The following is a 13,647-nucleotide window of genomic DNA, read 5'->3' as shown; positions in this document are numbered from 1 at the left end:
GTGCCACGGGCTGCGGGTCACCGATCGCTACGCAGAAGGCTTCCCGTACCCGCCGCCGCCCGGCGTACGGACCACCAGCACGTCACCGGTGTCCATCTCGGCCACGTCACAGCCCGCCAGCCGCTCCGTGCGGCCGTCCGCGCGCTCCACGAGGTTCTCGCCCGGGACGCCCGGCGCGCCGCCCGCCATGCCGTACGGCGGCACCCTGCGGTGCCCGGTCAGCAGGGCCACCGTCATGGGCTCCAGGAAGCGGAGGCGGCGGGTGACGCCGCAGCCGCCGTGCCACCGCCCGTGGCCGCCGCTCCCGTCCCGGACGGAGAAGTCCTCGACACGTACCGGACAGCGCCACTCCAGCACTTCGGGGTCGGTGAGCCGGGAGTTGGTCATGTGGGTCTGCACGGCATCGGCACCATGGAAGCCGTCGCCCGCGCCCGAGCCGCTGGCGACCGTCTCGTAGTACTGCACGCGGTCGTTCCCGAAGGTGACGTTGTTCATCGTGCCGGCGCCCTCGGCCTGGACACCGAGTGCCCCGTAGAGCGCGCCGGTGACCGCCTGGGAGGTCTCCACGTTCCCCGCGACAGTGGCGGCCGGGAAGACCGGCGCGAGCATCGAGCCCTCCGGGATGCGCACCCGGAGGGGCTTCAGGCAGCCGCTGTTGAGCGGGATGTCGTCGGCGACCAGGGTCCGGAAGACGTACAGCACCGCGGCCATCACCACCGAGCTGGGCGCGTTGGCGTTGCCGGGCTGCTGGGGCGAGGTACCGGCGAAGTCGAGCACCGCGCCGCGCTCTTCGTGGTCAACGGTCAGCGCGACCCGGATCTCCGCTCCGCTGTCGGTCTCGTACCGGAAGGAGCCGTCGGCGAGGCCTGCGATGATGCGGCGCACCGATTCCTCGGCGTTGTCCTGCACGTGGCCCATGTAGGCACGTACGACATCGAGGCCGAACTGACCGATCATCCTGTGCAGCTCCCGGATGCCCTTCTCGTTCGCGGCGATCTGGGCCCGCAGGTCGGCGATGTTGGCGTCCGGGGAGCGCGAGGGGTACGGCCCTTCGGTGAGCAGCTGCCGCGTCTCCTGCTCGCGCAGCCGGCCGTCCCGCACGAGGAGCCAGTTGTCGAAGAGCACCCCCTCCTCCTCGACCGTGCGGCTGAAGGCCGGCATGGAGCCGGGCGTGATGCCGCCGATCTCGGCGTGGTGGCCGCGGGAGGCCACCAGGAAGAGCAACTGCTCGCCCCGCTCGTCGAAGACGGGGGTGACGACCGTGACGTCGGGGAGGTGCGTGCCGCCGTGGTAGGGGTCGTTGATCGCGTACACGTCGCCGGGGCGCATGTCGTCCGCGCGCCGCCGCAGCACCTCCTTGATGGACTCCCCCATCGACCCGAGGTGGACCGGGATGTGGGGAGCGTTGGCGATCAGGTTGCCGTCGGCGTCGAACAGCGCGCAGGAGAAGTCGAGCCGTTCCTTGATGTTGACGGAGTGCGCGGTGTGTTCGAGGCGCACCCCCATCTGCTCGGCGATGGCCATGAAGAGGCTGTTGAAGACCTCCAGCATGACCGGGTCGGCGGCGGTGCCGACGGCCGTGCGCTCCGGCCGCGCCTCGGCCCGGGAGAGCAGCAGGTGGCCGTGGTCTCCCGCGGCCGCCTGCCACCCCGGGTCGACCACGGTGGTCGCGTCGTCCTCCACGACGATCGCGGGGCCGGTCACGGTGTCCCCGGGACGCAGCTCCGTACGCCGGTACAGGCGGGTCTCCCGCCACTGCCCGCCGACGAACATCCGGACGGTGTCCAGCGGCCTCAGCGGGCCCTCCCGGTCCGCCGCGAGGCTGCGGTGGCGCGAGGTGCCGCCGGCCGCGCCGACGGCCTCCACGGAGGCCGCCTCGGCGATCAGCGGCTTGTCCATGGTGAACGCGTACCGGGTGCGGTGGACGCGGGCGAACTCGGCGGCCATGTCGTCCGCACCGGCGAGCGGCACGGGGATGCCGGCGTCGGTGCCCGCGTACCGGAGGACGACGCGGGCCCGGGTGGTGATGCTCTCCCGGGGCACCCCGTCGGCGAGGAGCTCGTCGCGGGTCCGCTCGGCGAGCCCGTCACAGGTCGCGCGGATCCGCTCCATGGAGTCGGCCGTCAGCTCGGTCTCGATGGCCTGTTCCCGCATCGCCGTGGCGTCGGCGACCCCGATGCCGTAGGCGGAGAGCACGCCCGCCAGCGGGGGCACGACGACCGTGCCGATGCCGAGCGCGTCGGCGACCGCGCAGGCGTGCTGGCCGCCCGCGCCGCCGAAACTGGTGAGCGCGTACCGGGTCACGTCGTGGCCGCGCTGCACGGAGATCTTCTTGACCGCGTTGGCCATGTTGAGCACGGCGATGTCCAGGAAGCCCGCGGCGACCTCCTCCGGGCCGCGCCGGTCGCCCACCGCCTTCTCGGCCTCCCGCGCGAGCCCTTCGAAGCGCTCGCGCACCTCGTCGGCGTCCAGCGGCTGGTCGCCGTGCGGGCCGAACACCGCGGGGAAGTGCGCGGGCTGGATGCGGCCGAGCATGACGTTCGCGTCGGTGACCGTGAGGGGGCCGCCACGGCGGTAGCAGGCGGGCCCCGGGACGGCGCCCGCCGAGTCGGGCCCCACCCGGTAGCGGCGCCCGTCGAAGTGCAGGACGGAGCCGCCGCCGGCCGCGACCGTGTGGATGTTCATCATGGGCGCGCGCATCCGTACGCCCGCGACCTCACTGCCCAGTACCCGCTCGAACTCGCCCGCGTAGTGCGACACATCGGTGGACGTGCCGCCCATGTCGAACCCGATGACCTTGTCGTGCCCGGCCTCGGCGGCGGAACGGACCATGCCCACGACGCCGCCCGCCGGACCGGAGAGCACCGCGTCCTTCCCCCTGAAGTGCTCGGCCTTCCGCAGCCCTCCGTTGGACTGCATGAACATCAGCCGAATGCCGGGGAGTTGAGCGGCGACCTCTTCCACGTAGCGCCGCAGGATGGGCGACAGGTAGGCATCGACCACGGTGGTGTCGCCGCGCGGCACGAGCTTCATCAGCGGGCTCACCTCGTGCGAGCAGCTGACCTGGGTGAACCCCGCCTCCGTTGCCAGCCCGGCGAGCTCCTTCTCGTGCGCCGGATGACGGTACCCGTGGAGCAGTACGACGGCGGCACTGCGAAGGCCCGCTTCGTAGGCGGCGGTCAGCGCCTCCCGGGCAGCGCCGGCATCGAGGGGCGTGACCGTCTCCCCGTGCGCGTCCACGCGCTCCGGCACCTCGATCACCCGGTCGTACAGCGCGTCGGGCAGCACGATGTGCCGGTCGAACAGCCGGGGCCGGTTCTGGTAGGCGATACGGAGCGCGTCCCTGAAGCCGCGAGTGGTGACGAGCACGGTGGGCTCGCCCTTGCGCTCCAGAAGGGCGTTGGTGGCCACGGTGGTGCCCATCTTCACGACGGCCACCTGCTCCGCGGGCACCGCCTCCCCGGGCGCGAGCCCCAGCACCTCCCGGATCCCCGCGACGGCCGCGTCGTCGTACCGCTCGGGATGGTGCGAGAGCAGCTTGCGCGTGACCAGCCCCCCGTCGGGCCGCCGCGCCACCACGTCCGTGAAGGTCCCGCCCCGGTCGATCCAGAACTCCCAGCGTCCCGTCATGCGCCCATTGTGACAACGGAACCAGACCGACGGGGCGCTCCGAAGGGGACGGCGCGTTGCCCATGAGAAGCGACCGCCGCACGCGCGGGAGCGCTCCGAAGGAGCGGCGAGGCCCCTGAGAGACGCGGGCTGGCGCCCCCCGGGCGGGCGCCAGGTCGCCCCCCTGAAAGCCGACGGGCGGGGCGGAAGGAGGCGGTGAGGACACGGCCACCGCAGCACGCGAGCCGAAGGGGACAGCGGTGCCCATGAGACACGGACGCCGCGCCCGCACGAGAACTCCGTAGGCGCGGCAAGACCTCCGCCCCCAGGAGGCGCGGATGACGCACCTCCGAGTGGGCGTCAGGCCGCCCCTGAGAACCGACGGGCAGGACAGGGTGAGGGAGCGCGTCGCGGGCGGTGCGGAAAACGGCCACCGCAGCGTGCAAGCCGACGGGGGGCGGCGGTACCCGTGACACACGGACGCCGAACCACACACCCCAGGGGCGTCAGGCCGCTCCCCTGAGGGCCGGTGGGCGGGACGGGGTGAGGGTGGCTGCGTCGTGGGCGGTGAGGAAGGCGTTGATCGCGGCGTGCCAGCCGAAGTGTTCGGCGCGCCGGCGGGCCGCGGTGCGGCGGGGTTCCTCGGGGCGGGCCAGGACGCGGCGGACGGCGGCGGCGATGCTGTCGCCGTCGTCGAGGGCGGTGTCGCCCGCGGGGCCGATCAGGCCGGCGAGCGCGGAGCCGGCGTTGGCGACGACCGGGGTACCGCAGGCCAGCGCCTCCAGAGCGGCGAGCCCGAACGTTTCGGCGGGTCCCGGTGCGAGGAGGACGTCGGCGCTGGCCTGGAGGGCGGCGAGCGCGCAGGCGTCGGTGACGTGACCGAGGAACGCCACCGGCAGCCGCTCGGCCCGGGCGCGGGACTCCAGGCGGGCGCGCAGCGGGCCGTCACCGGCCACGGCCAGCGCGGCGTCCACCCCGTCGGCGCGGAGCCGGGAGAGGGCGTCCAGGGCCCTTCCCGGACGCTTCTCCACCGACAGCCGGGAACACAGCAGGAGCACGGCGGACGCGCCGCCGCCGGTCCGCCGGCGCAGTTCCTCGCTGCGGCAGCCGGGGTGGGCGCGGGCCAGGTCGACGCCGAGCGGGGCGGTGACCACGTTGCGCGCACCCGTCCTGGTGAACTCGGCCGCCGCCCACTCGGTCGTGCAGACGACCCGCGTGTAGGCGTGCGCGGTACGGAGGTTGAGCCGGTCCGCGACCGAACGCGCGGCGGACCGGGGCACGCCCCACGTGTGCAGCACCCCGTCCACGCTCTCGTGCGACACCATCACCGCGGGCACCCGGGCGCGCCGGGCCCACTCCCCGGTCCAGCGCAGGGTCGTACGGTCGGAGACCTCCAGGCGGTCCGGGGCGAGGGTGCGCAGCAGCCGCTCCAGGCGCGCGCGTCCGGCGAGGACCCGGTACCCGCCGGTGCCGGGCAGCACCGGGCCGGGGAGCGTGATCACCCGCCCCTGCGGGGTGCGTTCGTCGCTCGCTGCCGGTCCCGGAACCACGAGCACCGGGTCATGGCCGGCCGCCCGGTATCCCTCGCCCAGCTCCCGCAGGGCCGTGCGCAGCCCACCGGACGCCGGGGTGACGAAGTTCGCGAGCCGTACGATGCGCAGCCCCTCGAGGCGCGGATCCCCGTGACAGGTGCCGTCCACGTCGGGCTGCCTCCGACTGTGCTCCGTGCAGTCGCACCCTGGGCGGTCGTGCCCCGCGTACCCCGTGCGGTCGTACCCCGTGAAGTCGTACCCCGCGCGGTCGTGCTCCGTACCGTCGCGCCTCATGCCGGCACCGCCTCCCGTTGTCCCAGTACGTCCTCGTAGTGCGCCAGCAGCCGGTCGCCGACCGCCTCCCACGTGCGGTCCGTGACGGCCGCCCGTCCCGCCGCCCCGTATGCGACGCGCAGCCGCGGGTTGTCGGCGAGCACCTGCACCGCGTCCCGCAGCGCGGCGGCGTCGCCCGGTGCGACGAGCAGGCCGGTGCGCCCGTGCGCCACGAGATCCAGCGGGCCGCCCGCCGCCGGCGCCACCACCGGCACCCCGCTCGCCATGGCCTCCTGCACGGTCTGGCCGAAGGTCTCGTACGGGCCGGTGTGCACGAAGACGTCCAGGCTGGCGAAGAGCCGGGCCAGTTCGTCCCCGGTGCGGCGGCCCAGAAAGCGGGTCTCGGGCAGCGCCCCGCGCAGCGCCGGTGCGCTCGGCCCGTCACCGATCACGATGGTCCGTACGCCCGGCAGCCGCTCCGCCTCCCGCAGCAGACCGACCTCCTTCTCCGGGGCGAGCCGCCCGATGTACCCCACCAGCACCTCCCGCCCGGCGGCCAGCGAACTGCGCAGCACCTCGTCGCGCCGGGCCGGGTGGAACCGCACGGAGTCCACCCCGCGCGGCCACAGGAGCACCCGCGGGACGCCGTGCTCGGTCAGTTCCCGGACCGCGGCCGTGGACGGCGCCAGGGTGCGGTCCGCCGCGCTGTGCACCGCGCGCAGCCGCCGCCAGGCCGCCGCGCTGCCCGTGCCCAGGTACGTACGGGCGTAGCGGCCCAGATCGGTCTGGTAGACGGCGACGGCGGGCACCCCGAGGCGGGCGGCGGCCGCCATGCCGCGTACGCCGAGCACGAAGGGGCTCGCGAGGTGGACGAGGTCGGGCCGGTGCGCGCCGAGCGCGGCGGCCAGCTTGCGGCCCGGCAGCGCGACCCGGACCTGCGGGTAGCCGGGCAGCGGCAGCGAGGGCACCCGCACGACCGGGCACGGCGGGATTCGGCCCGCCGCCGGGTCCTGCGCCGTCGCCGGGGCCACGACCAGCGGCTCGTGGCCCCGCCGCACCAGATGCCGGGCGGTCTCCAGGGTGCAGTGCGCGACGCCGTTGACGTCGGGCGGGAAGGATTCGGTGACGATGACGACACGCATACCGGTGTTGTCGGCGGGCCGGGCGTGGACGGGGCCAAGGGGATCTTTCCAACGGGGGAACGTCCCATGAGCGTTGGTCGCCCGAGTGATAAGAGGTGCTTGAGTGGCAAGAGTGATTCGAGTGGCGGGAGGGCCCCGAGACGGCGCGGCGTGCTCATCGCTCGCACGCGCAGTGGCGTACCGCGCTCAGCACGACGGTGGTGGGAGTTCCCGTACGGCTGTTCTCTGTCCGGGTCCACTACGCCCTGTCCCGTACGCGCGTCGACGGCCCCGTGTACGGCGAGCCGGTCGCCTCGTACGGGGCCGCGGCCCGCAGCCCGTCGTAGGACGTACGGCAACGCGCCACACGACGGGGCCGCGGTCCGCGGCACACGAAAGCCGGAGGCGACACCGCACACGGAAGCCGGCAGCGACGCCGCACACGAAAGGGGGCAGCGGCGCCGCGCACGAGAACGGGTGACAGCTCGGCGCACGAGAACGGGTGACAGCTCGGCGCACGAGAGCGGGTGGCAGCGCCGCGCACGAGACGGGTGGCGACGCGGCGCACGAAGGGGCTTGTCGGGCCCGGCGGGCCCGCGGGTCAGACCTCGGCGGCGTCCGGGCCGATGCGTCCGCGTACGGCGGTCTGGACCTCGGTCTCCTCGGCCGGGTCGGCGGCGAGCCGGCGGAGCTGCTCGACGACGCGGGCGTCGCCGGTGGCGGCGGTCCGTGCGGCGAGCTCCCGGGTGGTCTCCTCGCAGTCCCAGAGGCACTCGACGGCGAACCCGGCGGCGAAGCCGGGATCGGTGGCCGCGAGCGCGGCGGCCGCCCGGCCGCGCAGATGGGAGGAGGACGTCTCGCGGTAGATGTGACGCAGTACGGGGGCGGCGCACTCCACGCCCAGCCGTCCGACGCCGTCGGCCAGCTCCCACAGACCGTCCGCGTCCGGGCCCTCGGCCTGCACCGTCCTGCGCAGCGCCGCGAGCACCGTACCGGCGTCCTGGACGCCGCCGCGGCGGGCGAGCAGCCCGGCGGCCACGGCGCCCAGCCGGTCCGGGCGGCGGGCCCAGACCCTGGCGCGTTCGACGGCTGCCACGGCGCGCATGCGGACAAAGGCGCCGGTCGCTGCTTCGGTGAGCTCCGCGCATCCGAGCGGGTCGGAGACGGCGGCCTCGATCAGGTCGAGCGCTTCGGGGTCGCCGCGCTCGGCGAGGTGGCGCAGAGCGGCGGCGCGGGCCGCGTCCGGGCCGCCGCGGGCGGCGGCGAGCAGCTCGGGGCGGTCCTCGGGGCCGGCCACCGCGGCGAGGCAGCGGGCGGCGGCGCCGGTCCGCCACTCGGCGGGCCGGGCGGCCCGGCCGTCCTCGGCCCACTGGAGGACCTCACGGACGCTCCAGCCGGGGCGCGGACCGCTCGGCGTGAGCTGGCGCTGCCAGCGGTCGAAGCAGCCCTGCTCGCCCGCGGCCCGCACCCGGGCGCCGTACCGGTCCTCCTCGGCCCACAGGCGCCACGGGCGGGGCTCGAAGGCGTCCCGTACGGCGGCGGCCAGCTCGGCCTCGCCCTCGGGGGTCTCCGGGAAGCGCGCCAGTACGGCGGGCGCAAGGGACAGCAGGCCGTCGTCGTCGTCACGCAGGGCGAGCTCGTCCAGGGCCCAGCGCCAGTTGGCGCCGACCGCGGCGTAGCTGCGCAAGAGGAGCAGCGCGGCGTCGCGCCCGTAGGAGGCGAGGTGGCCGAGCACGGAGAGCGCGAGGCCGGTGCGTTCCTCACGGGTGTCGGTGCGGTCGTCGGGGTGGAAGAGGTGCCGTTCGATCTCTTCGAGTCCGCCGTCGAGCTGCATGTAGAGGCGTGCGTAATACAGCGAGCGGTTCTCCAGCTGCCAGTCGCGCCGTGGGTCGCGCAGCACGCTGTCGTCGAGGGCGGCCAGGGCCTCGGCCCGGGGCGCCGCCAAGGCATGCAGGGTCCCGTCGCCGCGGCCTCGCTGGAGGAGGCCGAGCAGGGTGCCACTGGGCGCTATGTCTGGATCGAACATGAGGTCAGCATCCGGTGCGGGGGACTGGCTGGCAACGGGATTTCCGCTGACCGGCATTCTTGCCGGTGTCCGCGGGCCGTATGCGTCGTTCACCGGAGTGGATCGGCGGAACGACTGCCGTACGGCGGCCGAAGCCTAGCCCGGAGTGACGGATTCCGCAGCGTCCGGGAGGGTTACGGAGGCACAGCCGGAGGCATATGCCATGTGCACCACCGTATCGGGTCATGCCAAATCCCTTACGCGCGGTCGCAGCCTGTGCAACAGTCGTTACCGGCCCTTCCGTCAGACATGGCCGACAAGGCCGGAGACATGGCCGAGCGCCGCCTGATATCGGAGTACGTCATGCCGTCCCATCTTTTCGCGGACCATCATCACGCGCAGCCGCCCGAGCGCGGCGCGGTCGACGCACTCATTTCGCAGGCCCGCCGGCTCCGTGGCGGTCTGGACGCCGTACGCCGTGAGACAGCAGCCGGCGGGCTGCCGGACGAGGACGCCCGGCTGCGCTGGCAGCGGGCGCTGTGCGACCTCGCGGTCCACCACCTGGAGGACCTCGGCGGGCATCTGGACCAGCTGAGAGAGGGTCTGCCGGCCGGGCCCGCGGACGCTACGGACGACGTCCTGCCGCAGCCGGCGGCCCCGCCCGACCCGGACCCCGAGGCCCGGGCCCGCGGCTCGCTGCTGAGCCGGGTGGGCAGCGCGGAGTGGAATCTGCTCACCGACCGGGTCAGCTGGTCCGAGGAGCTGTTCGGGATCTTCGGCCGGGACCCGGCCGACGGGCCGCTCACGCTGGACGAGCTGCCCTCCCTGATCTTCTCCGACGACCAGGCCCAGGTGACCGCGATGGTCACGGACTGCCTGGTGGACGGCAAACCGATCGACGGCGAATTCCGCATCGTGCGCTCCGACACGAGCGTGCGCACGGTGCACATGGTGGGCGAGCCGGTGCTCGACGCCGACGGCAGCACTGCCTGCATGTGGGCCGTGCTGCGGGACGTCAGCGAGCTGCGCCGCAGCCAGCGGGCGGTGCGCGAGACCCGTGACTCGCTGCAGCGCCAACGGCATATCGCGCAGACCGAGCACCGGCTTGCGGTCGAGCTGCAGGAAGCCGTGCTGCCGCCGTGGCGCGGCTCCCTGCGGTTCCCGCAAGGCGGCCCGGTCGCCCTTGACCTGGCCGCTCATTACCTCCCCTCCGGTTCCAGCGCCCTCGTCGGCGGCGACTGGTACGACGCGCTGCAGCTCCCCGACGGGCGCACGCTGCTCAGCGCCGGCGACCTCACCGGACACGGCGTCGCCGCCACCTCCGGCATGGCGATGCTCCTCGGTGCGCTGCGGGGCATGGCCGTGTCGGGCCAGGAACCGGGCCCCCTGATGGGCTATCTCAACCAGCTCCTGGACGCCTCGGCGCAGCCCGCCCTGGGCAGCGCGGTGTGCTGCCGCTTCGACCCGGCCACCCGCAGGCTGGACTGGGCGCAGGCCGGGCACCCCGCCCCGCTGCTCTTCCGGGACGGGCGAGGACGGGAGCTGCAGCCGCCCGAGGGCGTGCTGCTGGGCGCGACCTCCCACGCCACGTACGCACAGCGCAGCGAGCAGCTGGCCCCCGGCGACCTGCTCGTGCTGTACACCGACGGCCTGGCGCCCCGGCGCAGTACGCACGGCACGGACAGCGCACACGAAAGCGCGGACCGGCTGCTCGCCCTGGCCCCGCGGTTCGCCGAGGCACGGAGCGCGCAGGACAGCGTCCGTATCGCCATCGAGGAGTTCGGCAACGCCGAACGGGATGACGACGGGTGCGTGTTGATCGCCAGGATCTGCGACTGACCGCGCGCCGGGTGACGGTGGACAGCCGCTGACAGGCGTCTGAGTACGCCTGCACGAGTACACCGCTGCCGCCTGAGTGCACCGATGCTCGGCACTCACGCGCGGCAGTGGGCTGCTGGCGGCAGAACGACGCAGAAGACAGCAGAACGGCACAGTGGAAACAGTGGAAGGCGCCCCGAGGTCTTGGGGGCGTCTTTCACGCTGTTCCGAACCCGTTCCCGACCTGCTTCCCGACCTGCGGAACGCGGCCGGGGAACGGCAGGCGGCCGCTCAGGCCCGCCCGTTGCGTTCCTTCGGCTTCTTCTGCTTGGGCAGCGCCAGTTCGATCTCCTCGCGCAGCGCCTGCACCTTGGGGTAGTCGGCGTACTGCCCCGTGAGGCGGTACATCTCGCGCAGCCGGTCCCAGGTGCGGTGCGAGGAGTTCTCCCCGATCGACACCAGGGCGAGCCGGGCGTACCGGTCCGCCTGTTCGGGATCATGGGCGATGAACAGGGCGGAGGCCAGCGACAGGTAGTCGAAGATCTGCGAGCGCTGGTAGCCGTCCCGGCGCAGCGCGAGCGCCTGCTGGGCGTGCCCCTGGGCGATCTTGGCCGCCTTGGGGTCGTGGTCGGCCAGCGTGCGGTACGCCAGGGCCTGCATACCGTGCAGATCGGCCTCGTCGAAGCTCTGCATCCAACTGGGCGGCGGCACGTCCCGCTTGTCCGAGACGAACAGTTCCTCGGCCTCGCCGAGAGTGCGCCGCATCGCCTGCCCCTGGCCCTTCGACGCCTGCGCCCACGCCTCGATCGTGTGCAGCATCGCACGCGTGCGCGGCAGGGTCTCCTCGCCGGAGCCGGACTGGGCGAGCTTCATCAGGTCCAGGGCGTCGTCGGGACGGCCCAGGTGGACCATCTGCCGCGCCGCGCGGGAGAGCGCCTCCCCCGCGCGCGGCCGGTCGCCGCCCTCGCGCGCCGCGTGCGCGGCGATGACGAAGTACTTCTGGGCGGTGGGCTCCAGGCCCACGTCGTGGGACATCCAGCCGGCCAGTACGGCCAGGTTGGCCGCCACGCCCCACAGCCGCCGCTGGAGGTGTTCGGGGTGGCGGTAGGAGAGCATGCCGCCCACCTCGTTGAGCTGGCCCACCACCGCCTTGCGCTGCAACCCGCCGCCGCGGGCCGCGTCCCAGCGGCGGAAGACCTCCACGGAGCGCTCCAGGGCGTCGATCTCCTGGGAGCCCACGGGTGCCGCTTCGTAGCGGTCCATGCCGGCCTGGTCGAGGGTGCGGACGGAAAGGGGGTTGTCGGTACTGGGTGCGTCGGCTGCCAGTGCCGGGTCGGCGTGCAGCCAGTCGTGCATGGCGCTGCTGAGCGCGGAGCCCGCGGCGAGCGCCGCGCCCGCGCCCACCAAGCCGCGTCGGTTGAGCATGAGGTCCATTCCCGTGAATTCCGTGAGGACCGCGGCGGTACGGTCGGGCGGCCACGGCAGGCCGTCGGCGGCCTGCCGCTTCCCCGCGCGCCCGGAGCGTGCAAAACCGAGGTCCTCGATGGTTACGACACGGCCGAGGCGCTCGGTGAACAGGGATGCCAGGACTTTCGGCACGGGATCGCGGGGGGTCTCCCCCATGTCGATCCAGCGCCGTACTCGGGACGTGTCGGTCGCCAGCTGCGGGTGGCCCATGGCCGCCGCCTGCCGGTTGACCAACCTCGCCAGCTCGCCCTTCGACCAGCCGGCGAGCTGGAAAAGGTCCGCGAGACGGGTGTTCGGCTCCCTGTTCACGTCAAGCCCCCAGGTTCCTCGACTGAGTTGACAGTAACCGGCCGTCATGTGCCGGGCGAGCATTCGCCAGGGTTCGCCAGGGTGCGCCAGATGGTCTGCCACCCGTAGTCGCGTGTTCTGTAGAGATGCAGCCCCCGGCCCGGTGGCGGAAACGCATTCCCCAGGGTGTCGGAGCCCTCACCGGGCCGGTGGCGCACCGCCACTCGTCGGCGCACGAAGGGACCTCATCCACCCATGTACGCAGCATCGTCCGCCGCGACCGCCCCGCCCCGGCCGTACCGACCGCAGCCCGCGGGCAGCGGTCCGTATCTCGATCCCGCCCACTCCTCGGGAATGGCCGCAGGGCCCGCGGGCGGCCGCCTGAGGCGGGCGCAGGGGCCCGGACCTCAACCGCTCAGCGGGAGACTCGACTTGTCCGGCCCTCAGGGCGCGCAGCTGCGCGCGGCGGTCGCCTCGGTGCAGCGCATCTGTCCGGAGTTCAATCCGGTCCAGGTACTGCGGCGGGGCGGGAAGTCCGTCCTTCTCGTCGGCACGACCGGTCGTACGACCGCGGTCGCGAAGGTTTTACTGGACCACTCGCCGGCCTGGGTCGAGCGGTTCCGGCACGAAATAGCGGCGTATCGCGCCTTCGTCCGCCACCGCCCGCCGGTGCGCGTGCCGAGGTTGGTCGCCGCGGATCCTGACAACTGCACCCTGGTCGTCGAGCGGATGCCCGGGCGGGTGGCCGCCGTACAGCGCCACCCCACCGAAGCGCCGCCGCGTGCGGACATCCGGGCCGCGCTCGGCGCGGTCTGCCGGATCAACCTCTGGCGTCCGCCGGCCGGCATGTTCGACGCGCCTCTGGACTACGCGAACCGCATCGGGCGGTACCACGATCTCGGTCTGCTGACCGACCGGGACCTCGGGGACCTGCAGAAGCTGATGCACGGCCTGGCGCACTCCACGGGCCAGTTCTGCCACGGTGACGCGCTGCTGAACAATGTCCTGCTCTCCCCGGCCGGCCCGGTGCTGCTGGACTGGGAGCACGCCGGCTGGTACCTGCCGGGCTACGACCTCGCGACGCTGTGGTCGGTGCTCGGTGACGCACCGGTCGCGCGCCGGCAGATCAGCCAGCTCGCGCAGGCCGCCGGCCCCGCGGTCCGGGACTCCTTCCTGGTCAATCTGATGCTGGTGCTGACCCGGGAGATCCGGCGCTACGAGACCGCGGTGCAGCGGACCATGCGGGAAGAGGTGCCGCCCGGTGCCTCCGGCCCGGGACAGCCGGGAGCGCCCGCCGCAGGCGAGGAACAGCGTCTGCTGCTGCGGCGGCTGCACGACGACGCCCAGATGGCGCGGCGTGCGGTGCGGGCGGCGGTCGGCACCCGCTGATCCGCTGACGGGGGGACGAAGCGGCGCGCCTGTGCTGGGGCGCGCCGCTGTCGTATGCCCACGCCGCAGCCGAGAGGGGTGGCGTACGGCTGCACCCGGGTGGCGTATCGACGTGGTCTGCGGGGCATCACCCACACGCACCACA

At 73.8% G+C, this 13,647-nt stretch carries 8 protein-coding genes; 3 read left to right on the top strand and 5 right to left on the bottom strand.

Annotated elements, in window-relative coordinates; genetic code table 11:
• Positions 1-27 precede the first annotated feature (27 nt).
• The 3 genes from ACZ6WH_RS09135 to ACZ6WH_RS09125 all read right to left on the bottom strand — a co-directional run bounded on the left by ACZ6WH_RS09135 (position 28) and on the right by ACZ6WH_RS09125 (position 6,556).
• Positions 28-3,630 (bottom strand): hydantoinase B/oxoprolinase family protein, encoded by a 3,603-nt coding sequence (locus ACZ6WH_RS09135; protein ID WP_469727135.1) that lies wholly within the window; start codon positions 3,628-3,630, stop codon positions 28-30.
• 485 nt (positions 3,631-4,115) lie between these two features.
• Positions 4,116-5,435, bottom strand: coding sequence for a glycosyltransferase (locus ACZ6WH_RS09130; RefSeq protein WP_469727133.1), 1,320 nt, complete (start codon positions 5,433-5,435; stop codon positions 4,116-4,118).
• Positions 5,432-6,556, bottom strand: coding sequence for a glycosyltransferase family 4 protein (locus tag ACZ6WH_RS09125; RefSeq protein ID WP_469727131.1), 1,125 nt, complete (start codon positions 6,554-6,556; stop codon positions 5,432-5,434). The genes ACZ6WH_RS09130 and ACZ6WH_RS09125 overlap by 4 nt, the downstream gene beginning before the upstream one ends.
• A 200-nt stretch (positions 6,557-6,756) precedes the next feature.
• On the opposite strand from ACZ6WH_RS09125, the gene ACZ6WH_RS09120 reads away from it, so the two are divergent.
• A complete protein-coding gene (locus tag ACZ6WH_RS09120) occupies positions 6,757-6,882 on the top strand; it encodes a hypothetical protein (protein WP_469727129.1) in 126 nt (41 codons plus the stop codon).
• A gap of 254 nt (positions 6,883-7,136) precedes the next feature.
• Here the strand turns inward: ACZ6WH_RS09120 and ACZ6WH_RS09115 are convergent, their stop codons facing one another.
• Positions 7,137-8,561: a HEAT repeat domain-containing protein gene (locus ACZ6WH_RS09115; RefSeq protein ID WP_469727128.1), complete on the bottom strand. Its 1,425-nt coding sequence runs from the start codon at positions 8,559-8,561 to the stop codon at positions 7,137-7,139.
• A 342-nt stretch (positions 8,562-8,903) separates the two neighbouring features.
• Here ACZ6WH_RS09115 and ACZ6WH_RS09110 point away from each other — a divergent pair, with 342 nt between their 5' ends.
• On the top strand, positions 8,904-10,379 hold the full coding sequence (locus ACZ6WH_RS09110; RefSeq protein ID WP_469727224.1) for a PP2C family protein-serine/threonine phosphatase: 1,476 nt from the start codon (positions 8,904-8,906) through the stop codon (positions 10,377-10,379).
• Positions 10,380-10,649: 270 nt separating this feature from the next.
• On the opposite strand, the gene ACZ6WH_RS09105 is transcribed toward ACZ6WH_RS09110, so the two are convergent.
• The gene (locus tag ACZ6WH_RS09105; protein WP_469727126.1) at positions 10,650-12,134 is read right to left on the bottom strand and encodes a DNA-binding protein NsdB; all 1,485 of its coding nucleotides are present in this window, start codon (positions 12,132-12,134) and stop codon (positions 10,650-10,652) included.
• Between the two features lie 234 nt (positions 12,135-12,368).
• Here ACZ6WH_RS09105 and ACZ6WH_RS09100 point away from each other — a divergent pair, with 234 nt between their 5' ends.
• Complete coding sequence (locus ACZ6WH_RS09100; RefSeq protein ID WP_469727124.1) at positions 12,369-13,502, top strand: aminoglycoside phosphotransferase family protein; 1,134 nt, start codon at positions 12,369-12,371, stop codon at positions 13,500-13,502.
• The last annotated feature ends 145 nt before the right edge of the window (positions 13,503-13,647 follow it).

Source organism: Streptomyces sp. NPDC050806 (assembly GCF_055586425.1).
Note: the sequence above shows the minus strand (reverse complement) of the source record. Positions and strands in the feature narration are given on the sequence as shown.